This is a genomic window from Stenotrophomonas sp. YJH_SMC_106-19 (genome assembly GCF_059368375.1).
In genome coordinates this window covers 105,524-126,967 of sequence record NZ_JCAFRQ010000002.1, presented here as the reverse complement: position 1 = coordinate 126,967, position 21,444 = coordinate 105,524, and the positions used below count along the sequence as shown (strand labels likewise).

The 21,444-nt window shown below is 66.9% G+C and carries 17 protein-coding genes; all 17 read left to right on the top strand.

All coding sequences use genetic code 11. The features are described from left to right. Positions 1 to 118 precede the first annotated feature (118 nt). A complete protein-coding gene (gene rpsB / locus AC5P5M_RS08120) occupies positions 119 to 925 on the top strand; it encodes a 30S ribosomal protein S2 (protein WP_053518321.1) in 807 nt (268 codons plus the stop codon). Positions 926 to 1,050: 125 nt separating this feature from the next. After that, a complete protein-coding gene (gene tsf / locus AC5P5M_RS08115) occupies positions 1,051 to 1,929 on the top strand; it encodes a translation elongation factor Ts (RefSeq protein ID WP_053518318.1) in 879 nt (292 codons plus the stop codon). 203 nt (positions 1,930 to 2,132) lie between these two features. Further along, a complete protein-coding gene (locus tag AC5P5M_RS08110; RefSeq protein ID WP_111185787.1) occupies positions 2,133 to 3,668 on the top strand; it encodes a sensor domain-containing diguanylate cyclase in 1,536 nt (511 codons plus the stop codon). A gap of 120 nt (positions 3,669 to 3,788) precedes the next feature. Then, a complete protein-coding gene (gene pyrH / locus AC5P5M_RS08105) occupies positions 3,789 to 4,517 on the top strand; it encodes a UMP kinase (protein ID WP_053518314.1) in 729 nt (242 codons plus the stop codon). 97 nt (positions 4,518 to 4,614) lie between these two features. Beyond that, positions 4,615 to 5,169 (top strand): ribosome recycling factor, encoded by a 555-nt coding sequence (gene frr, locus AC5P5M_RS08100; protein WP_053518312.1) that lies wholly within the window; start codon positions 4,615 to 4,617, stop codon positions 5,167 to 5,169. A gap of 5 nt (positions 5,170 to 5,174) precedes the next feature. After that, entirely contained in the window at positions 5,175 to 5,942 is a 768-nt protein-coding gene (gene uppS, locus AC5P5M_RS08095) for a polyprenyl diphosphate synthase (protein WP_065174698.1), read from the top strand. Then, complete coding sequence (locus tag AC5P5M_RS08090) at positions 5,939 to 6,775, top strand: phosphatidate cytidylyltransferase (RefSeq protein WP_495205745.1); 837 nt, start codon at positions 5,939 to 5,941, stop codon at positions 6,773 to 6,775. Before uppS ends, AC5P5M_RS08090 begins: the two co-directional genes overlap by 4 nt. 2 nt (positions 6,776 to 6,777) lie before the next feature. Continuing rightward, positions 6,778 to 7,968: a 1-deoxy-D-xylulose-5-phosphate reductoisomerase gene (gene dxr, locus AC5P5M_RS08085; RefSeq protein ID WP_495205744.1), complete on the top strand. Its 1,191-nt coding sequence runs from the start codon at positions 6,778 to 6,780 to the stop codon at positions 7,966 to 7,968. Between the two features lie 60 nt (positions 7,969 to 8,028). Continuing rightward, positions 8,029 to 9,387 carry an RIP metalloprotease RseP gene (rseP, locus tag AC5P5M_RS08080; protein WP_053518305.1) on the top strand — a complete coding sequence of 453 codons (1,359 nt, stop codon included), beginning with the start codon at positions 8,029 to 8,031 and terminating at the stop codon, positions 9,385 to 9,387. A gap of 74 nt (positions 9,388 to 9,461) precedes the next feature. Further along, positions 9,462 to 11,882, top strand: a complete 2,421-nt coding sequence (gene bamA / locus AC5P5M_RS08075; RefSeq protein ID WP_065181175.1) for an outer membrane protein assembly factor BamA — start codon at positions 9,462 to 9,464, stop codon at positions 11,880 to 11,882. A gap of 422 nt (positions 11,883 to 12,304) precedes the next feature. Continuing rightward, positions 12,305 to 13,327, top strand: a complete 1,023-nt coding sequence (lpxD, locus tag AC5P5M_RS08070; protein WP_053519892.1) for a UDP-3-O-(3-hydroxymyristoyl)glucosamine N-acyltransferase — start codon at positions 12,305 to 12,307, stop codon at positions 13,325 to 13,327. Continuing rightward, complete coding sequence (fabZ, locus tag AC5P5M_RS08065; RefSeq protein WP_053519893.1) at positions 13,324 to 13,782, top strand: 3-hydroxyacyl-ACP dehydratase FabZ; 459 nt, start codon at positions 13,324 to 13,326, stop codon at positions 13,780 to 13,782. The genes lpxD and fabZ overlap by 4 nt, the downstream gene beginning before the upstream one ends. A gap of 18 nt (positions 13,783 to 13,800) precedes the next feature. After that, the gene (lpxA, locus tag AC5P5M_RS08060; protein ID WP_495205743.1) at positions 13,801 to 14,592 is read left to right on the top strand and encodes an acyl-ACP--UDP-N-acetylglucosamine O-acyltransferase; all 792 of its coding nucleotides are present in this window, start codon (positions 13,801 to 13,803) and stop codon (positions 14,590 to 14,592) included. After that, entirely contained in the window at positions 14,589 to 15,848 is a 1,260-nt protein-coding gene (gene lpxB, locus AC5P5M_RS08055) for a lipid-A-disaccharide synthase (protein WP_053519895.1), read from the top strand. The genes lpxA and lpxB overlap by 4 nt, the downstream gene beginning before the upstream one ends. Beyond that, positions 15,845 to 16,504: a ribonuclease HII gene (rnhB, locus tag AC5P5M_RS08050; protein WP_065181173.1), complete on the top strand. Its 660-nt coding sequence runs from the start codon at positions 15,845 to 15,847 to the stop codon at positions 16,502 to 16,504. The genes lpxB and rnhB overlap by 4 nt, the downstream gene beginning before the upstream one ends. Before the next feature lie 218 nt (positions 16,505 to 16,722). Further along, on the top strand, positions 16,723 to 20,313 hold the full coding sequence (gene dnaE, locus AC5P5M_RS08045; protein WP_053519897.1) for a DNA polymerase III subunit alpha: 3,591 nt from the start codon (positions 16,723 to 16,725) through the stop codon (positions 20,311 to 20,313). A gap of 150 nt (positions 20,314 to 20,463) precedes the next feature. Beyond that, on the top strand, positions 20,464 to 21,423 hold the full coding sequence (locus AC5P5M_RS08040; RefSeq protein WP_164150798.1) for an acetyl-CoA carboxylase carboxyltransferase subunit alpha: 960 nt from the start codon (positions 20,464 to 20,466) through the stop codon (positions 21,421 to 21,423). The last annotated feature ends 21 nt before the right edge of the window (positions 21,424 to 21,444 follow it).

Below are 21,444 nucleotides of genomic sequence, written 5' to 3'. Positions count from 1 at the left end.
AAGGAGTTCGGCCACGGAGGCAACAGGGAAGCCCAACCCCGGAACCGATCGCGCTTCCACGCGTCCCGCATACCTGTCCCGCGGGCGGAATCGCTGGTTCCATATCAGGAGTACTGCAATGCCCCAGGTCACCATGCGTCAGATGCTGGAAGCCGGCGTCCACTTCGGCCACCAGACCCGCTACTGGAACCCGAAGATGGCTCCGTACATCTTCGGCGCCCGCGGCAAGATCCACATCATCAACCTGGAAAAGACCGTCCCGCTGTTCAACGACGCGATGAACTTCATCTCGTCGGTTGCCCAGAAGCGCGGCACCGTCCTGTTCCTGGGCACCAAGCGCAGCGCCCGCGAAACCATCAAGGAAGAAGCCGAGCGTTGCGGCATGCCGTTCATGAACCAGCGTTGGCTGGGCGGCACCCTGACCAACTTCCGTACCGTCAAGCAGTCGGTTGCCCGCCTGAAGGAACTGGAAGCCGGTGAAACCGACGGCACCTTCGAGAAGCTGGTCAAGCACGAAGTGCTGGGCCTGCGTCGCGAGCGCGACAAGCTGGAAGCCTCGCTGGGCGGCATCAAGGACATGAACCGTCTGCCGGACGCCATCTTCGTCATCGACATCGGCCACGAAGACATCGCCATCAAGGAAGCCAAGAAGCTCGGCATCCCGGTGATCGCCGTGGTTGATACCAACTACAACCCGGAGCTGGTCGATTACGCCATCCCGGGCAACGACGACGCCATCCGCGCCGTGCAGCTGTACGCCCGCGCCGCCGCCGACGCCGTGCTGGAAGGCAAGGCCGCTGCTCCGCACGCCGCCTCGGTGCGCGAGGAAGAGTTCGCTGAAGCCGCCGCTGAAGGCGAAGAGAAGCCGGCCCGTCGCGCTCCGGCCAAGAAGACCGCCAAGAAGGGCGACGAAGCCCAGGCCTGATCCAGGCCCCGGGGTGGGCCCCAGCGCCCACCCCTCCTGCATGCCGCCCTCGGCGCGTGACAGGACCATGTCATACGGGCCGGCCACCATGCCGGCCCAACCCCTTTCTTTCGTGAGGTAATCCCGTGGAAATCACTGCTTCCCTGGTCAAGGAACTGCGCGAGCGCACCGGCGCCGGCATGATGGAATGCAAGAAGGCGCTGACCGAAGCCGCCGGCGACATCGACGCTGCGGCGGAACTGCTGCGCAAGTCCGGCGCTGCCAAGGCCGACAAGAAGGCTGACCGCGTGGCCGCCGAAGGCCGTCTGGGCCTGGCACAGGACGGCGGCAAGGCCGTGCTGGTCGAAGTCAACTCGGAAACCGACTTCGTCGCCAACGACGTCAACTTCAAGACCTTCGTCGACGCCGTTGCCGCTGCCGCCCTGGCATCGGGCGCTGCCGACGTCGAAGCGCTGAAGACCGCCAAGCTGGCCTCCGGCGAGACCGTCGAAGAAGCCCGCGCCCTGGCCGTGCAGAAGCTGGGTGAGAACATCCAGATCCGCCGCATCGCCAAGGTCGACGGCAACAACACCGTGGGTGCCTACGTCCACACCAATGGCAAGGTCGGCGTCCTGGTGGACCTGGTCGGCGGCGACGCCGAACTGGCCCGCGGCCTGGCCATGCACGTGGCTGCGCTGAAGCCGCCGCACAACAAGGCCGCCGACGTTCCGGCCGACTTCGTCGAGAAGGAAAAGGAAATCGAACTGGCCAAGATGTCCGAGAAGGACAAGTCGAAGCCGGCCGATATCCTGGAAAAGATCATCAGCGGCAAGATCAACAAGATCGTCAGCGAAGTGACCCTGTACGGCCAGGCCTATGTGCTGGACGGCGACAAGACCGTCGAGCAGGTGGTCAAGGCCGCCGGTGCCGACGTCGCTGGTTTCCAGCTGCTGGTCGTCGGCGAAGGCATCGAGAAGGTGGTGGAAGACTACGCCGCCGAAGTTGCCAAGGCGATGCAGGTCTGAGTCCAGCCTTCCGGCTGTGAAGCGACCACAAGGAGCCGCGGGGAACCGCGGCTCTTTTTTTATGCCGTCGGTGAACTTTGCGTTGCGCGCGAATCAGGCCGATACTCGGCGCAGGGAATCCTCAGTCACATAGCAGGATAGAAAGTCGCAGACTGTGATGAATTCCTAGGTATTCTTGCCCTAATGGAATTGAACGATCCGCCATGCCTCCCGAGCTGACAGCTGCCCTGGCGCTCTGCCGCAACCTTCCCTCGCCACCCGGTATTGCCCTGCGCATCATCGAACTGGCCCAGGATCCGGAAGCGGACATCGCCACCGCCGCCGACATCATCGCCATCGACATGGCGCTCAGCGCCCGCATGCTGCGCATCGCCAACTCGCCGCTGTATGCCAGCCGGCGGCGCATCGAGAATCTCGGCCAGGCACTGACCATGCTGGGCCTCAACGCCACCATCAGTCTGGCGCTGGGTTTCACGGTCACCCAGGGACTGACCGGAAGCGGTGCCGATCACGACCTGCGCCAGCGGGCCTGGAAGCGCAGCATCCTCAGTGCACTGGCTGCCAGCCAGCTTGGCCAGGCGCGCGGGCTGCGCCGCCTGGAAGAACTGATGCTGGCCGGACTGCTGCAGGACATGGGCGTGCTGTGCCTGGCCCAGGCCGAAGCCGAGCGCTACCTGCCCCTGCTGCGTGAAGCACGCGACAACCTCGACCTGGTTGCCCGCGAGCGCAACGTGCTGGGCTGCAGCCACGCCGATGTCGGCGCCTGGGTGGCCGAGCAGTGGGGCCTGCCGCGCTACCTGGTGGAGAGCATCAGCCACAGCGAAGACGAGGACGCCGCCGATTCGCCCTTCCAGGCGTGCGTGCAACTGTCCGGCGCGGTCGCCGACATCTGGCTGGACGGCGACGCCGACGCGGCCCGCGAACGGGCGCTGCAGCAGGTGCATGACCGCCTGGATCTGGACAGCGCCCGCTTCGACCAGGTCCTGGCCCGCATCAGCGATGCCCTGCCCGATATCGCCAGCCTGTTCGAAGCCGGCCTGAATTCTCCGGCGCGGGTGCACGAACTGATCGATCACGCACAGGAGCTGGCCACCCTGCGCAACCTGCGCGAACTGCAGGATGCCGACCAGGCACGGCGACGCGCCGATGAATTCGAGGCGCGCGCCAAGCGGCTGGCCGACCAGGCCCACCGTGACGCGCTGACCGGCGTACTCAACCGGCGCCAGCTGGAAGCGGTGCTGGAGCAGGAATTCCTGCGCGCCGGCCGGCATGGCTGGCCGCTTTCGGTGGCCTTCATCGACCTGGACGACTTCAAGAAGATCAACGACGCCCACGGTCATCTGACCGGCGACGAGGTGCTGCGCGCCTTCGCCGGCAAACTGCAGGGCCAGCTGCGCAACAGCGACACCGTCGCCCGCTTCGGTGGTGAGGAGTTCGTGGCGCTGCTGCCCAATACCAGCGAATCGGTAGCGCTGGAGGTGATCCGGCGCGTACTGGCGAACATCGTCGCCACGCCGATGGCCGAACTCGAGGGAGGGCCGCTGTTCGTCACCTTCTCCGCCGGCGTGGCCACGCAGGGGGGCTACGAACGCTTCGCCGACGTGCAGGACCTGCTGCGCGCCGCCGATGACGTGCTGTATCGATCCAAGAACCTGGGCCGCAACCGGGTGATCGCCCGCTCCCCCGGCGCGCTGGGCCACGACGAACTGTCCGCCACTGCCGGCCTCGAAGCGGGCTGAACGGGACGCCCCGATGAGCGGGGCGATCCAGCCGATTTTGCGCCGCAGTGCACAAAACACTTTGGCCGGGCGCCGCATGCGCGTAGAATCGCCCGCGATTTCCACGCACCCGAGGTCCCCATGTCCAAGCTCGCCTATCGCCGCATCCTGCTGAAACTCTCCGGGGAGGCGCTGATGGGAGACGAGGACTACGGCATCGACCCGAAGGTCATCAACCGCCTGGCCCGTGAAGTGATCGAGGCCCAGCAGGCAGGGGCCGAAGTGGCACTGGTGATCGGCGGCGGCAACATCTTCCGCGGCGCCGGCCTGGCTGCCGGCGGCATGGACCGGGTCACCGGCGACCAGATGGGCATGCTGGCCACCGTCATCAACGCGCTGGCCATGCAGGACGCCCTGGAGAAGCTGGGCGCCAAGGCCCGCGTGATGAGCGCGATCAAGATCAACGACGTGTGCGAGGACTACATCCGCCGCCGCGCCATCCGTCACCTGGAAAAAGGCCGGCTGGTGATCTTCGCCGCCGGCGTCGGCAGCCCCTTCTTCACCACCGATTCCGGCGCAGCCCTGCGTGCCATCGAGATCGGTGCGGACCTGCTGCTCAAGGCCACCAAGGTCGATGGCGTGTACGACAAGGATCCGAACAAGCACAGCGACGCGGTCCGCTTCGACAGCCTGAGCTACGACGAGGTGATCCGCCGCGGCCTGGAAGTGATGGACACCGCCGCCTTCGCACTGGCCCGCGACAGCGATCTGCCGATGCGGGTGTTCGACATGGGCCAGCCGGGCGAGCTGCTGAAGATCCTCAGCGGCGAGAACATCGGCACCCTGGTCCAGGGCCGCGACCCGGCCTGAGCCTGAGCGCAAGGCGACGCCCGGGCCGATCCAGGCCCGGCAGCGTCCCGTATTCGCCTATAATCGCCCGATTCCAGTTACATCCAGGACCCGGGCGATGCTCAACGACATCAAGAACAACGCGCAGACGCGCATGGCCAAGAGCATCGACGCTCTGAAGCACACCCTCACCTCGATCCGCACCGGGCGTGCTACTCCGGCCCTGCTGGACCGCGTCACCGTCAATGCCTACGGCAATGCCAGCACCCCGCTGAACCAGGTCGCCTCGATCTCCAACGCCGACGCCCACTCGCTGCTGGTCACGCCGTTCGACAAGAGCATGATCAAGGAGATCGAGAAGGGGCTGTACAACGCCGAGTTCACCCCGAATACGCTGGGCACCGCGATCCGCATCAACATGCCGCCGCCGACCGAAGAGCGCCGCAAGGAACTGGTCAAGCAGGTGCAGAAGGAAGGCGAAGGCGCCAAGATCGCGATCCGCAACATCCGTCAGGACGCGAACAAGGAAATCGCCAAGCTGGTCAAGGACAAGGCGATCAGCGAAGACGAGAAGAAGCGCGGCGAAGACGATATCCAGAAGCTGACCGACAGCAACATCAAGGATGTCGACAAAGTCGTCGCGGACAAGGAAAAGGAACTGTTGTCGGTCTGAAGTCGATGCCTTCAGTCCCGCCTCCCCTGCCGGCCGCCCTGCCCCGCCACGTCGCCATCATCATGGATGGCAACGGACGCTGGGCACAGCAGCGCCGCCGCCCGCGCGTGATCGGCCACCGTGCCGGCGCGCGCGCGGTCAACCGCACCATCGAGCGCTGCCTTGAACTGGGCATCCCGGCGCTGACCCTGTTCGCCTTCTCCAGCGAGAACTGGGGCCGGCCGCAGGACGAAGTCGATGCGTTGATGAAGCTGTTCCTGGGTGCGCTCGACCGCGAAGTGGACGAGCTGCACCGCCGCGGCGTGCGCGTGCGCTTCATCGGCGAGCGCGAGCGCTTCGGCGCCTCGCTGGTCAGCCGCATGCAGCTGGCCGAACAGCGCACCGCCGGCAACACCACGCTGACCCTGTCGATCGCCGCCAGCTATGGCGGCCGCCAGGACATCGCCCGCGCGGCGCGCGCACTGGCTGCCGAAGTGGCGGCCGGGCGCCTGCTGCCCGAACAGATCGACGAGGCGCTGCTGGGCCGGCAGATGGCCCTGGCCGACCTGCCGGCACCGGACCTGTTCATCCGCACCGGTGGCGACACCCGCATCAGCAATTTCCTGCTGTGGCAGCTGGCCTACACCGAGCTGTGGTTCACCGAGGCACTGTGGCCGGACTTCGACGCCGCGATGCTGCAACAGGCGCTGGATGCCTATGCGGGCCGTGAGCGCCGCTTCGGCCTGACCAGCGCCCAGATCGCCGCCCTGGCCACCGAGACGTCCAGCCCATGACCAAGACCCGAGTCCTCGCCGCGCTGATCATGGCGCCGGTCGCCATTGCCGCGATCCTGCTGCTGCCGACGCAATGGCTGGCCGCCGCGGCCGCCGCCGTCCTGCTGATCGGCCTGTGGGAATGGCTGAAGCTGGCCGACGTCGAAGACACCCTGGCGCGCACCGTGCTGCTGGTATTGAACCTGCTGCTGATGGTGCTGCTGGTGTGGGCCGACGGCAGTACCCTGGTGCTGTTCCAGATCACCACGCTGGTCGGCGTCGCCTGGTGGCTGGCGGCGCTGGTCTGGCTGCGCTTCTTCAACTTCGGTGTACAGCCGGGCAGCCCCGCGCGCATCCTCAAGCTGCTGGCCGGCACACTGGCCATCGTGCCGGCCTGGGCCGCGCTGGTGCTGATCCACGCCGGCGGCGACCCGCCCGGCCGGCAGGGGCATCTGTGGCTGCTGGCCGCGCTGGCGCTGGTCTGGGCCGCCGATTCGGGCGCCTACTTTGCCGGTCGCCGCTTCGGCAGGCACAAGCTGGCCCCGCGCATCAGCCCGAACAAGACCTGGGAAGGCCTGGTCGGCGGCCTGCTGGCCGGCGTGGCCGTGGCCGTCGGCCTGGGCTGGCTGGCCGGTATCGACCTGGCCCACCTGCCGGGCCTGCTGATCACGTCCGTGGTCGCCGTGCTGGCCTCGGTGCTGGGCGATCTGTTCGAGAGCCTGATCAAGCGCCATGCCGGTGCCAAGGACTCGGGCAACCTGATCCCGGGCCATGGTGGCGTGCTCGACCGTGTCGACGGCGTCCTGGCAGCCGTGCCGGTGTTCGCGCTGGGCAAGGAAATCTTCGGATTCTGACCATGCATGCAGCAGCAGACCTGCGCCGGGTCGCCGTGTTCGGCGCCACCGGATCGATCGGTGCCTCCACCCTGGATGTGATCGCGCGCCATCCGCAGCGCTACCGGGCCACCGTGCTTGCCGCCGGCCGCCAGGTGCAGGCGCTGCTTGCGCTGTGCCGCCAGCATCAGCCCCTGCACGCGGTGATCGCCGACGAGGCCCTGTACCCTGCGCTGCGCGACGGTCTGCGCGAGGCCGGCCTGGCGACCCAGGCCCACGCCGGCCAGGCAGCGCTGGACCAGCTGGCCGCCAGTGACGCCTGCGACACCGTGGTGGCCGCCATCGTCGGCGCGGCAGGGCTGTCCTCGACCCTGGCCGCCGCCGCCGCGGGCAAGCGCATCCTGCTGGCGAACAAGGAATCACTGGTACTGGCGGGCGAACTGCTGACCCGTACCGCCGAACGTGCCGGGGCCGAGATCATCCCGATCGACAGCGAGCACAGCGCCATCTTCCAGTGCCTGCGCTCGCGCGACGCCAGCCTCGAAGGCGCCGGGGTGCGCCGGATCCTGCTCACCGCCTCCGGTGGCCCGTTCCGTGGCCGCAGCCGCGCCGAACTGGCGCAGGTCACCCCGGCCCAGGCCGTGGCCCACCCGAAGTGGTCGATGGGGCCGAAGATCTCGGTCGATTCCGCGACCCTGATGAACAAGGGCCTGGAAGTGATCGAGGCCCACCACCTGTTCGCCGTGCAGGGTGAACGCATCGAGGTGCTGGTCCATCCGCAGAGCCTGGTCCATTCGCTGGTCGAATTCGTCGACGGCTCGACCCTGGCGCAGATGGGCCTGCCGGACATGCGCACCACCCTGGCCGTTGGCCTGGGCTGGCCGCAACGCATCGCCTCGGGCGTGGCCGGGCTGGATCTGCTGGCGCAGGGCCGGCTGGATTTCGAGGCGCCCGATACCGAGGCCTTCCCCTGCCTGGCGCTGGCCTGGCAGGCGATGCGCGCCGGTGGCACCGCCCCGGCGATGCTGAACGCCGCCAACGAAGAGGCCGTTTCAGCGTTTCTTCAGGGCCGGATCGGTTTCCTGACCATCCCGGCGCTGGTTGCTAACGCTCTTTCAACACTGCCGACCGAGCCAGCCGATACACTGGAGGTCCTGTTGTCCGCCGACCAGCGCGCACGCCTGCTGACCCTGAACGCCATCGACGCCGCCTGAACCGCCCGCCTGCCCAGCCCTGCATGACGACGCCGCCCCTGCCCGCCAACGTGAGCCTGCATGACTGACTTCATCGGATCGGTCTGGTGGATGATTGTCAGCCTGGGGCTGCTGGTCACCTTCCACGAGCTCGGGCATTACTGGGTCGGCCGCCTGTGCGGAGTCAAGGTGCTGCGCTTCTCTGTCGGCTTTGGCCGGCCGCTGTGGTCGCGGCGCGACCGGCATGGAACCGAATTCGCCATTGCTGCGATTCCGCTGGGCGGCTATGTGAAATTCCTCGACGAGCGCGAAGTCGAGGTGCATCCGCAGGAACGCGGCCAGGCGTTCAACCACAAGACGGTCTGGCAGCGCATCGCCATCGTTGCTGCCGGGCCAGTCGCCAACCTGCTGCTGTGCATCCTGCTGCTGTGGGCGATGTTCGTGATCGGCAAGCAGGACTATTCGCCCACCCTCGGCCGCACCAGCGGCATCGCGGCGACGGCGGGGCTCAACAGTGGTGACCGCGTGCTGCGCGTGGACGACCGCCCGGTCAGCACCCTGGGCGAGGCCAGCATGGCCCTGACCGCGGCAGCGATGGACCGTCGTGATGTCACGCTGGACGTGATCGACCGCAGTGACCAGGTGCATGCCCGTACCCTGCCGCTGTCGCAGCTGCCGGCAGGCTTCGATGAACGGCGGGTGCCGATCCTGGCGGGCCTGTACTGGCAGTCATGGCTGCAGCCCGCCCTGGTCGACAGGCTCACACCGGATTCCGTTGTTGCGGGCCAGCTGCAGCCGGGCGACCTCATCGTGGCCATCGACGGGCAGCGCATTGACAGCGTCGACCAGGTGATCGGCGAAATCCAGGCCCTGGGCCGCACCGGCGGCCCCGGCATGATCGAAGTCCTGCGTGGCGGCGAGCGGCTGGCACTGGAAGTGACTCCGCGCCAGGGCAAGGACGGCAAGGGCGAGCCGGTCTGGCAGATCGGCGTCGGTTTCCCCACCACCTACAGCCCGGCCTACGACACCCTGCTGCGTTACGGGCCCCTGGACGCGGTCACCGTGGCGGTGCGTGAAACCGGCCGGCTGGCCGCCGACTCGCTGGGCATGATGGCCCGCATCGTGACCGGCAAGGCCTCGCTGCAGAACGTTTCCGGCCCGGTCACCATCGCCCGTGTGGCCAATGTATCGGCCAAACGTGGGCTCGACTGGTTCCTGCAGTTCCTCGCGCTGCTGTCGCTGAGCCTGTGCATCATCAATCTGCTGCCGATCCCGATCTTGGACGGCGGCCACCTGCTGTATTACCTTATCGAGTTGGTCAAGGGCAGCCCGCTGAGCGAGCGTGCCATCGCCGCCGGCCAGTACATCGGCCTGGCGTTGCTGGCCGGGCTGATGGGGTTGGCGTTCTACAACGACATCCTCGGCCTGGTCCCGCGATGAACTTTTCCACGTTGTTGCCGTCTACAGCGTCGGCATCCCGCACCAATGAAATCGACCTTCCTACCGGACGTGACATGACGCGACTCCCCAATCGCCGCCTGCTGGCCCTCGCCCTCGCCGCCGTCACCGGCGCTCCCGCCCTGGCCCAGGCAGCCGAGCCCTTCACTGTCAGCGATATCCGCGTCGACGGCCTGCAGCGCATCAGCTCGGGTACGGTATTCACCTACCTGCCGGTGGAGCGTGGCGAGACGGTCACCGACAGCAAGGTCGGCGAAACCATCCGCGCCCTGTACAAGACCGGCTTCTTTGAGGACGTGCAGCTGGACCGCCAGGGCAACATCCTGGTGGTGACGGTCAAGGAACGCCCGGCGATCAACAAGCTGACCGTGACCGGCAACAAGGACATCAAGTCCGACCAGCTGCTGAAGGGCCTGTCCGACATCGGCCTGACCGAAGGTGGCACGTTCGATCGCCTGAGCCTGGACCGCGTGACCCAGGAACTGCGCCGCCAGTACAACGACCGCGGCAAGTACAACGTCGAGATCACCCCGACGGTGAGCCCGCTGGACCGCAACCGTGTGGACATCGCCATCGCGATCAAGGAAGGCAAGGCGGCCAAGATCCGCCATGTCAACCTGGTCGGCACCGAGAAGTACGACAGCAAGGACATCCTGGAAACCTGGGAATCCAAGGAGCACAACTGGGCCTCGTGGTACCGCCGCGATGACCAGTACTCCAAGGAGAAGCTGTCCGGCGACCTGGAAAAGCTGAACTCGTGGTACCTCGACCGTGGCTACGTCGACTTCAGCATCGACTCCACCCAGGTGTCGATCAGCCCCGACAAGCGCGACATGTTCCTCACCGCCGGCGTGACCGAGGGTGAGCAGTACAAGATCTCCGAGATCAAGGTCAGCGGCGACACCATCCTCCCGCAGGAGGACGTGGAGCGCATGGTGATCCAGAAGTCCGGCGACACCTTCTCGCGGGCGCTGCTGGAATTCAGCTCGGACACGATCACCAACTCGCTGTCCAACATCGGCTACGCGTTCGCCAAGGTGAACCCGATCCCAACCACCAACCGTGCTGACCAGACCGTTGCCATCAACATGCAGGTGGTGCCGGGCCCACGCGTGTCGGTGCGTCGCATCGTCTTCCGCGGCAATACCCGCACCTCCGACGAGGTGATGCGTCGCGAAATGCGCCAGTTCGAGAACAGCTGGTACTCGCAGGCCGCGATCGACCGCTCCAAGATCCGCCTGCAGCGCCTGGGCTATTTCGAATCGGTGGATGTGGAAACCCCGGCCGTCAGCGGCAGCAACGACCAGGTCGACGTCGTCTACAACGTCAAGGAAACCACCTCCGGCAGCTTCGTGTTCGGCCTGGGCTACTCGCAGTCCTACGGCATGACCACCTCCGTGCAGCTGTCGCAGAACAACTTCCTCGGCGGCGGCAACCGCGTGTCGGTGGAAGCCTCGCGCAGCAGCTACCTGCAGCGCTATGGCTTCAGCTACACCAACCCGTACTTCACCGATGACGGCGTGTCGCTGGGCTACAACCTGTCCTGGCGCGAACTGGACTACTCCGACTTCAACACCGCGCAGTACAACAGCACCAACGGTGCCGCGCAGGTGGTGTTCGGCGTGCCGCTGACCGAAACCGACTCGGTCTCGCTGATGTTCGGCATCGACAGCAACCAGATCTCGACGTACCAGAACGCAACGCCGCAATCGATCATCGACTACATCAACGCCGTCGGCCGCCGCACCTTCCATGCCTGGCGCACCGAGCTCGGCTGGGCACGCGACTCGCGCAACGACTACTTCATGCCGACCCGCGGTACCTACCAGCGCATCGGCCTGGAGACCACGCTGCCGGGTTCGACCGTCGAGTACTACAAGCTGAACTACCAGATCTCCAAGTACTGGCCGATCATGCCGTCGCTGGTGATCAACACGCGTGCGGAAATCGGCTACGGCGACAGCTACGGCAAGGACACCTCGCGTGATCTCTGCTACACCGCGCCGACCGAGGCCAACCCGAACCCGGTGCAGACCGTGAACTGCAACCCGGGCTCACCGGATTACAGGAAGACGGTCACCGCCAGCGGCCTGCCGTTCTACGAGAACTTCTACGCCGGCGGTACCAACTCGGTGCGCGGCTTCGAGGACAACACGCTGGGCCCGCGCGAAGTCACCATGGGCTATCCGGAGGGCCAGCCGCTGGGTGGCTCGCTGAAGACCGTCGGTTCGATCGAAGCCTACTTCCCGCGTCTGTTCGACAGTCCGTCGGCCCGCGTGTCGGCCTTCGTCGACTTCGGCAACGTCTACAACGGCGCCGACAACTTCAAGGCCAACGAACTGCGTGTGTCCACCGGTGTGGCCCTGCTGTGGCGCGCCCCGGTCGGCCCGATCTCGATCAGCTATGCGTTCCCGCTGAAGAAGGAAGACGACGACAAGATCGAGCGCCTGCAATTCACCTTCGGCGGGCAGTTCTGACGAACCGTCCTGCGGCTCATCGGAACTGCACGCGTATTCCTCCTATCCCCCGCGCCGCTGGCGCGCCCCCCTTAACAGAAGGGGGGCTCTCCACCAGACGGGGTACGAAGCGCCGGGCTCTGCCCGGCGTTTTCGTTTAACCCGGATGGCTGAAGCGCACGATCCGCTTTTGATCTTTTCTGTTTTCCGCGGCTGGCACTCGCGCCACGCTGTCAGAGGTCGGGCGGATCGGGGCTGCGGGGGTGTGAGCCGCATGGATGCGGCGATCAAGGCTACAGGGACGTACTTGCGCCGTCCCCCGCAGCCCCGACCCGTCCGACCCAGCCCATGAGCCTGGCTCTGCCGGCCGCGAGGGGCCCCGCCGTTGGCTGCACAACTGCCCCCCGCATGACCGCAATGGCGTCACACGTTAAACTCCCGCCGTGAATACTCCCTCCTACACCGCCCAGCAACTCGCCGAGCAGTTCGGCCTGCAGGTCCATGGCGACCCCGCCACCGCCATCCATGGCGTGGCCACCCTCGCCCATGCCGGCCCTGGCCAGCTGACCTTCCTCGCCAATCCGCGCTACCGCACCCAGCTGGCCGACAGCCAGGCCTCGCTGGTGGTGCTGCGTGCCGACGATGCCGAGGCGGCTCCCGGCGCCGCGCTCGTGGCCAAGGACCCGTACACCACCTTCGCCAAGATCGCCGCGCTGTTCGACATCGCACCGACGCGCCCGCCGGGCATCCATCCCAGCGCCGTCATCGATCCCACCGCCCAGGTCGCAGCCAGCGCCCATATCGGTCCGTTCGTGTCCATCGGCGCCCGCAGCGTGGTCGGCGAGAACTGCATCATCGGCACCGGCAGCGTGATCGGCGAGGATTGCAGCCTGGACAACGGCTGCGAACTGATCGCCCGGGTCACCCTGGTCACCCGCGTCCGGCTGGGCAAGCGGGTGCGCGTCCACCCCGGCGCCGTGCTCGGCGCCGATGGCTTCGGCCTGGCGATGGACGCGGGCAGGTGGATCAAGGTGCCGCAGCTTGGCGGCGTGCGCATCGGCGACGACTGCGAAATCGGCGCCAACACCTGTGTGGACCGCGGCGCGCTGGAAGACACCGTGCTGGACGAAGACGTGCGCCTGGACAACCTGGTGCAGATCGCACACAACGTGCAGATCGGCGCGCACTCGGCCATCGCGGGCTGCACCGGCATTGCCGGCAGCGCCAAGATCGGACGTTACTGCCTGCTCGGCGGCCACGTAGGCGTGGTCGGCCACCTGGAGATCTGCGACAAGGTCGTGATCACCGGCAAATCGGTGGTGCGCAACTCCATCCATGAGCCGGGCGAGTATTCGTCCGGCACCCCGTTGACCGACAACCGCACGTGGCGCAAGAACGCCGCGCGCTTCAAGCAGCTCGATACGCTGGCCCGGCGCATCCTGGCTGTGAGCAAGGAGAAAGAATGAACGACACGCTGCAGCTTCCGATCGATGTCCTCCAGATCCAGGAGCTGATCCCGCACCGCTACCCGTTCCTGCTGGTGGACAAGGTCCTCGAGCTGGATGTGGACGCCAAGCGCATCCTTGCCCAGAAGAACGTGAGCATCAACGAGCCGTTCTTCCAGGGCCATTTCCCGGGCCGCCCGATCATGCCCGGCGTGCTGATCATCGAGGCACTGGCGCAGGCCGGCGGTGTGATGACCCAGCTCTCGCTCGGCCGCGATGCGCAGTCCAAGCTGTTCTACATGGTCAAGGTGGAGAACGCCCGCTTCAACAAGCAGGTGGTGCCGGGCGATGTGCTGCTGCTGGACGTGCAGATGAAGCGGCTGATCCGCAACATGGGCTGGTACTACGGCGAAGCCAAGGTCAACGGCGAAGTGGTGGCCTCTGCCGAGGTCATGTGCGCCGGTGCCAAGGGCTGAGCCATAACGGAGCCAGGAATGACTGACAACGCCCCACGGATCCACCCCACCGCCGTCATCGACCCGTCCGCCCGGCTGGCCGACGATGTGCAGGTCGGTGCCTTCACCCTGATCGGTGCCGATGTGGACATCGGCGCAGGCACGATCGTCGGCCCACACTGCAGCATTCTCGGACCGACCCGGATCGGCCGCGACAACCGCTTCATCGGCCACGTAGCCATCGGCGGCGAGCCGCAGGACAAGAAGTTCGCCGGTGAACGCACCGAACTGGTGATCGGCGACCGCAACGTGTTCCGCGAGTTCGTCACCGTCAACCGCGGTACCGGCGGCGGCGGTGGCATCACCACGATCGGTGACGACAACTGGATGCTGGCCTATACGCATGTGGCACACGACTGTTACGTCGGCAACGCCTGCGTGTTCTCCAACAACACCACGCTGGCCGGCCACGTCACTGTCGGCGACTACGTGATCATCAGCGGCTTCGCCGGTGCCCATCAGTTCTGCCGCATCGGCGCCCACGCCTTCCTCGGCATGGGTGCGCTGACCAACGGCGATGTTCCGCCGTTCACCATGGTGGGCTCCGATTCGCTGGGCCGCCCGCGCGGCATCAACAGTGAAGGCCTGAAGCGCCGCGGTTTCGATGCCGAACGCATCTCCGCCATCAAGCGTGCCTACCGGACCCTGTACGTGGCCGGCCTGCCGCTGGCCGAAGCCAAGCAGCAGTTGGTTGAACAGGCGCGCGACAGCGAGGACGTGAAGTCCATGCTGGAGTTCATCGAACATGCAGAGAGGCCCCTGCTGCGATGAGCAGCACGTCCGGCCAGGCGCCGGCCGGCGCCGCTGTCATTCCGCTGGCCTCCCTGGCCGGCAGCGTGCCTGCACAGCGGGTGCTCAGCGAGCGGCCGCTGCGGATCGCACTGGTGGCCGGTGAGGCCTCCGGCGACCTGCTCGGTGCCGGCCTGGTGCGCGAGTTGAAGGCCCGCTTCCCGAACGCCGAGTTCGCCGGCATCGGCGGCGATGCCATGCGCAATGCCGGTTGCCAGACCTGGCACGATGCCAGCGAACTGGCGGTGATGGGGCTGACCGAAGTCCTGCGCCACCTGCCGCGCCTGTTGAAGCTGCGCTCGGCCTTCCGCCAGCGCGCGCTCGAGTGGCAGCCGGACGTGTTCATCGGCATCGATGCGCCGGACTTCAACCTGGGCATCGAGCGCTGGCTGAAGCAGCGTGGCGTGCGCACCGTGCATTACGTCAGCCCTTCGGTCTGGGCGTGGCGCGAGAAGCGCGCCGAGAAGATCGGCAACAGTGCCGACCTCGTGCTGTGCCTGTTCCCGATGGAACCCCCCATCTACGCCCGGCACGGAATCGACGCGCGCTTTGTCGGTCATCCGATGGCCGATGACATTCCGCTGCAGGGCAACCGCGACGAAGCCCGTGCCGCGCTGGGCCTGCCGGCCACGGCCAAGGTGCTGGCGGTGCTGCCGGGCAGCCGCCTGGGCGAGATCTCGCGCCTGGGCGAGCCGTTCTTCGAGGCTGCGTGGCAGGTTTCCGAGCGGATTCCGGGGCTGCACGTCGTGGTGCCTGCCGCCAATGCCGCCTGCCGTCGCCTGATCGAGGAACAGCTGTCGCGTTCGGCGCTGCCGGTCGCCTACTCGCATGTGCTTGATGGCCAGGCCCGCGACGCCATGATCGCCGCCGACGTGGTGGTGCTCGCCTCCGGTACCGCGACCCTGGAAGCCATGCTGGTGAAGCGGCCGATGGTGGTCGGCTATCGCGTCAACGAACTGACCTACCGCCTGGTCAAGGCGCTGGGCCTGATCAAGGTCGACCGCTTCGCCCTGCCCAACATCCTGGCCGGCCAGGACCTGGCACCGGAGCTGATGCAGCACGACTGCACGCCGGACAAGCTGGCCGCCGCCATCCAGCAGTGGTTCGACCATCCGCAACGGGCCGCCGACCTGCAGGGAACCTATTCGCGCCTGCATGAACGCCTGCGCCGCAATGCCTCGGCACGCGCCGCCGACGCTGTCGGCGAGCTGCTGGTACGCGAACTGGACAAGGCATGAGCCGCCGCCACGCCGCCGCAGCCAGCCTGGCCCTGTTCGACGGTTCACTGCGGGTTGAACCGGACCGCCTGGTCGCCGGTGTCGATGAGGCCGGCCGTGGCCCGCTGGCCGGGCCGGTCGCCGTCGCGGCGGTGGTATTCGATCCTGCCCGCCCGCGCATCAACGGCCTGGATGACTCCAAGCAGCTCACCGCCGCGCGCCGCGAGCAGCTGTACGATCGAATCATCGATCGCGCCCTGGCCTGGCATGTGGTGCTGGTGGACGTGGCAGCGATCGACCGCCTGAACATCTACCAGGCCACCCTGCAGGGCATGCGCGACGTGGTGGCGGCCGTGGCCCACGTGGCCGGCTTCGCCCGCATCGACGGCAACGTGGTTCCGAAGGGGCTGGTACTGCCGGCGCAGGCGCTGGTTGGTGGCGATGGCATCGACCGCGCGATCATGGCGGCCTCGATCCTAGCCAAGGTGTCGCGCGACCGGTACATGCAGGACCTGCACGTACAGCATCCGCACTACGGTTTCGACCAGCACAAGGGCTACGGCACTCCGGCCCACCTGGCGGCACTGCGTGAACACGGCCCCTGTGGCGAGCACCGGCGCAGTTTCGCCCCGGTGCGTGAATGCCTGGAAAACCCGGCGGCCGCGGCCATCGCCTGAACAACCGCCGCCGGGCATGGCCCGGCGGCATCGTGCGCCCACATTGCGGCGGTAGCGCCGGGCCATGCCCGGCGGCATGTTCGCGCAATCGACGCGCCGTCAAGAGCTTGTCGCCTCTCCCTGCCCTCGCTACCCTGACCGGGCATTCCAGCGCTTCCCGACCCCGGCGACGAACTCCCGTCGGCACCCGGGGCCCCCGCGCTCCAACCTGGTCCGGCATGTCCAACTCCCGTTTCGTACATCTCCACGTCCACACCGAGTTCTCGCTGGCGGACTCGACCATCCGTGTGCCGGCCAAGCCGGACCAGGCCGACCCGAAGAAGGCAAAGCAGGCCAACCTGCTGTCACGCTCGGTCGAGCTGGGCCTACCCGCGCTGGCGGTGACCGACCTCAACAATCTGTTCGCCCTGATCAAGTTCTACAAGGCAGCCGAAGGCGTGGGCATCAAGCCGATCGCCGGCGCCGACGTGATGATCGCCGAGGAGGGCCAGGACCCGTGGCGGATGACCCTGCTGTGCCGCGACCGCGAAGGCTACCTGAGCCTGTCGCGGCTGCTGACCCGTGCCTGGATGGAGGGCCATCGTCCGGAAGGCGGCGTCGCCGTGCATCCGGACTGGTTGAAGGCGGGCAACGCCAACCTGTTCGCGCTGGCCGGGCGCGAGAGCCTGGCCGGGCGCCTGGCGCTGGACGGCAAGCACGACCTTGCCGAGCAGCATCTGGCCGACTGGCAGCGGGTGTTCGGCGATGGCCTGCACCTGGAGCTGACCCGCACCGGCCGCGACGGCGAGGAGGCCTTCAACCGCTTCGCGCTGATGGCCGCCGGCCAGCGCGGCCTGCCGGTGGTGGCCAGCAACGATGTGCGCTTCCTTGCACCGTCGGACTTCAGCGCGCATGAGGCACGTGTGTGCATCTCGACCGGCCGCGTGCTGGACGATCCCAAGCGGCCGCGCGAGTACAGTGACCAGCAGTACCTGAAGTCGGCCGAGGAGATGTGCGCGCTGTTCGCCGACATCCCCGATGCGATCGACAACACGCTGGCGCTGGCCGAGCGCTGCAACATCGAGATGCGGCTGGGCACCTACTTCCTGCCCAACTACCCGGTGCCGGACGACGAGACCCTGGATACCTGGATCCAGAAGATGTCGCGCGACGGCCTGGAAGAACGCCTGCAGAAGAATCCGCTGGCGCCGGGCAAGACCCGCGAGGAGTACTTCGAGCGCCTCGAATTCGAGCTCGACACCATCATCAAGATGGGTTTCCCCGGCTACTTCCTGATCGTGGCCGACTTCATCCAGTGGGGCAAGAACCAGGGCATCCCGATCGGCCCGGGCCGTGGTTCTGGTGCCGGTTCGCTGGTGGCGTGGGCGCTGAAGATCACCGACCTGGATCCGCTGCCCTACAACCTGCTGTTCGAGCGCTTCCTGAATCCGGAACGCGTGTCGATGCCCGACTTCGACATCGATTTCTGCATGGACCGCCGCGACGAAGTGATCGACTACGTCGCGCGCAAATACGGGCGCGAACGCGTCAGCCAGATCATCACCTACGGCACCATGGCCGCCAAGGCCGTGGTGCGCGATTCCGGCCGTGTGCTCGGTTTCCCCTATGGCCTGGTTGACGGCGTCTCCAAGCTGATCCCGAACATCCTCGGCATCCACCTGAAGGATGCGCTCGGCAAGGGCAAGGAAGGCCCGGGCTCGGAGATGGCATCGGCCGAGCTGATCCAGCGTTACGAGACCGAAGACGATGTCCGTGACCTGATCGATCTGGCGCTGCAGCTGGAAGACCTCACCCGCAACGCCGGCAAGCACGCCGGTGGCGTGGTGATCGGCCCCGAGCCGCTGAGCGAGTTCTGCCCGCTGTACGCCGAACACGACGAGAACGGCATCGGCAAGAATCCGGTCACCCAGTTCGACAAGAACGACGTCGAAGAAGTGGGCCTGGTGAAGTTCGACTTCCTTGGCCTGCGCACGCTGACCATCATCGACTGGGCAGTGAAGGCGATCAACAAGCGCCACGCGCGCGCCGGCATTCCGCCGGTGGACATCGCGGCGATCCCGCTGGACGACGCGCCGACCTACAAGGACATCTTCGCCAACGGCAACACCGGTGCGGTCTTCCAGTTCGAATCCTCCGGCATGCGCCGCCTGCTGAAGGACGCACGCCCCGACCGTTTCGAAGACCTGATCGCGCTGGTGTCGCTGTACCGCCCCGGCCCGATGGACCTGATTCCGTCCTTCAACGCGCGCAAGCACGGGCAGGAAGAGATCATCTATCCCGATCCGCGCACCGAAGCCATCCTCAAGGACACCTACGGCATCATGGTGTACCAGGAGCAGGTGATGCAGATGGCGCAGATCGTCGGCGGCTACTCGCTGGGCGGCGCCGACCTGCTGCGTCGTGCGATGGGCAAGAAGGTGCCGGCGGAAATGGCCAAGCACCGCGAGATCTTCCGCGAGGGTGCGGCCAAGGGCGGCGTCGACGGCCCCAAGGCCGACGAGATCTTCGACCTGATGGAGAAGTTCGCCGGCTACGGCTTCAACAAGTCGCACGCCGCTGCCTACGCGCTGGTCAGTTACCAGACCGCGTGGCTCAAGCGCCATTACCCGGCCGAGTTCATGGCGGCCACGCTGTCTTCGGACATGGACAACACCGACAAGGTGGTCGGCTTCCTCGACGAGGTGCGCAACCTCGGCCTGACCGTGCTGCCGCCGAAGGTGAACCAGTCCGCCTTCATGTTCGAGGCAGCCACGCCGGACACCATCCAGTACGGCCTGGGTGCGATCAAAGGTGTCGGCCAGGGTGCCTGCGAAGCGGTGGTGGACGAGCGGCTGCGGGGCGGGAACTACACCGACCTGCTCGATTTCTGTACCCGCGTCGGCTCGGCCAAGCTCAACCGGCGCACCCTGGAAGCGATGATCAACTGCGGCGCACTGGATGAGCTGGGCCGCAACCGCGCCTCGCTGATGCTGCAGCTGCCGGAAGTGATCAAGGCCACCGAGCAGATGGCACGCGAGCGCGCCTCCGGGCAGAACTCGCTGTTCGGTGGGCCGGACCCGAGCGCGACGACGATCCAGCTGGACCTGCCGGAGGCCGAAGAGTGGCCCCTGCTGCAGCGCCTGAACGGCGAGCGCGACACGCTGGGCTTCTACCTCAGCGGCCATCCATTCGATCCGTGGCGCGACGACGTGCGCGATCTGGTCGGCAACGATCTGGGCGCGGTGGAAAAGATCTGGAGCGCCAACAGCGGCGGTGGTGGTGGCGGTGAGAAGCGGTGGCGGCCGGAAGTGCAGACCGTGCTGGCCGGCCAGGTGGTCGGCGTTCGCCGCAAGGGCGAAAGCCAGATCTTCATCCAGCTCGAGGACGGGCGTGGACGCGTGGAGTGCAGCGCGTTCTCCGACACCCTGGCCGAGTTCGGCCACCTGATGACCAAGGACCGCATCCTGGTGGTCAAGGGCGGCCTGCGTGAAGACGAATTCAACGGTGGCTACGCCCTGCGCATCCGCCAGTGCTGGGATTTCGATGAGGTCTGCGCCAACTACGCTACGCGCCTGTCGCTGCGGCTGGACCTGCGCCAGCAGCGGCCGGTGTGGGAGCGCATCGATGCCCTGCTCGACCGCCATCGCCCCGGCCGCACCCCCCTGCGCCTGGACCTGCTGCTGAAGGGCCCGCACGGTGGCATCGCCGGCATGCTCGACGTGTCCGGACAGAGCGCCGTGCGCATCGACTCGAAGCTGATGGAAGCGCTGCGCGCCGACCCGGCCGTGCGCACCCTGAAGGTGCGCTACAGCCCGCCCTGGGCCAGCTGATCCCGCCCCGCCAGGTCCCGCGTCCAGCCGGCGCGGCCAAGGCAGCGCGCTGCCTGCCGGCCAGCCCCTCCGTACGCTCCAGACAGGGGCGTACGGGGAATTTCACCGGGTTCGGCTACACTTTCCTCCTTCTTTACACGACGGCTTCCGATGAATCCGAACTACCTCGACTTCGAGCAACCCATCGCCGACCTGGAAGCGAAGATCCAGGAGCTGCGCAACGCCAGTGCCGGTCCGGCGGTCAATGTCGAGGCCGAAGTGCACGCGCTGCAGGACAAGCTGCGCATGCGTACCGCACAGATCTTCCGCAACCTGACCTCCTGGCAGGTGCTGCAGCTGGCCCGCCACCCGTCGCGGCCCTACACCGCCGATTACATCCGCATCATCTTCGATGAGTTCCAGGAACTGGCCGGTGATCGCGCCTTTGCCGACGACAAGGCCATCATGGGCGGCCTGGCCCGCATCAATGGCCGCGCGGTGATGGTCATCGGCCACCAGAAGGGCCGCGACACCAAGGAGAAGATCAAGCGCAACTTCGGCATGCCCAAGCCCGAGGGCTACCGCAAGGCGCTGCGCCTGATGAAGATGGCCGAGCGTTTCGGCCTGCCGGTGCTGACCCTGATCGACACCGCCGGCGCCTGGCCGGGCATCGACGCCGAATCGCGCGGCCAGTCCGAAGCGATCGCGCGCAACCTGATGGAAATGGCCGAACTGAAGGTGCCGGTGATCTGCACCGTGATCGGCGAAGGCGGCTCGGGCGGCGCGCTGGCACTGGGCGTGGGCGACCGCACCGTGATGCTGGAGTACGCGGTGTATTCGACCATTACCCCGGAAGGCTGCGCCTCGATCCTGTGGAAGGACGCCGGCAAGGCCAAGGACGCGGCCGAACAGCTGGGCCTGACCGCCCCGCGCCTGAAGAGCCTGGGCCTGGTCGACAAGGTCGTGCGCGAGCCGACCGGCGGCGCCCACCGCAACCCGACGCAGATGGCCCGGCGCCTGAAGGCCGTGCTGCTGAACGAGCTGGACGCGCTGGACAAGCTGTCCACCGCGGAACTGCTCGAGCAGCGCTACAAGCGCCTGCGCAGCTACGGCACCTACGAGGCGGCGTAATCGCTGCTTCCGCTGCACGGT

Coding starts and splice junctions, on each gene's coding strand:
- rpsB (WP_053518321.1), top strand. CDS start 119: ATGCCCCAGGTCACCATGCGTCAGATGCTGGAAGCCGGCGTCCACTTC.
- AC5P5M_RS08110 (WP_111185787.1), top strand. CDS start 2,133: ATGCCTCCCGAGCTGACAGCTGCCCTGGCGCTCTGCCGCAACCTTCCC.
- pyrH (WP_053518314.1), top strand. CDS start 3,789: ATGTCCAAGCTCGCCTATCGCCGCATCCTGCTGAAACTCTCCGGGGAG.
- frr (WP_053518312.1), top strand. CDS start 4,615: ATGCTCAACGACATCAAGAACAACGCGCAGACGCGCATGGCCAAGAGC.
- uppS (WP_065174698.1), top strand. CDS start 5,175: ATGCCTTCAGTCCCGCCTCCCCTGCCGGCCGCCCTGCCCCGCCACGTC.
- AC5P5M_RS08090 (WP_495205745.1), top strand. CDS start 5,939: ATGACCAAGACCCGAGTCCTCGCCGCGCTGATCATGGCGCCGGTCGCC.
- dxr (WP_495205744.1), top strand. CDS start 6,778: ATGCATGCAGCAGCAGACCTGCGCCGGGTCGCCGTGTTCGGCGCCACC.
- rseP (WP_053518305.1), top strand. CDS start 8,029: ATGACTGACTTCATCGGATCGGTCTGGTGGATGATTGTCAGCCTGGGG.
- bamA (WP_065181175.1), top strand. CDS start 9,462: ATGACGCGACTCCCCAATCGCCGCCTGCTGGCCCTCGCCCTCGCCGCC.
- fabZ (WP_053519893.1), top strand. CDS start 13,324: ATGAACGACACGCTGCAGCTTCCGATCGATGTCCTCCAGATCCAGGAG.
- lpxA (WP_495205743.1), top strand. CDS start 13,801: ATGACTGACAACGCCCCACGGATCCACCCCACCGCCGTCATCGACCCG.
- lpxB (WP_053519895.1), top strand. CDS start 14,589: ATGAGCAGCACGTCCGGCCAGGCGCCGGCCGGCGCCGCTGTCATTCCG.
- rnhB (WP_065181173.1), top strand. CDS start 15,845: ATGAGCCGCCGCCACGCCGCCGCAGCCAGCCTGGCCCTGTTCGACGGT.
- dnaE (WP_053519897.1), top strand. CDS start 16,723: ATGTCCAACTCCCGTTTCGTACATCTCCACGTCCACACCGAGTTCTCG.
- AC5P5M_RS08040 (WP_164150798.1), top strand. CDS start 20,464: ATGAATCCGAACTACCTCGACTTCGAGCAACCCATCGCCGACCTGGAA.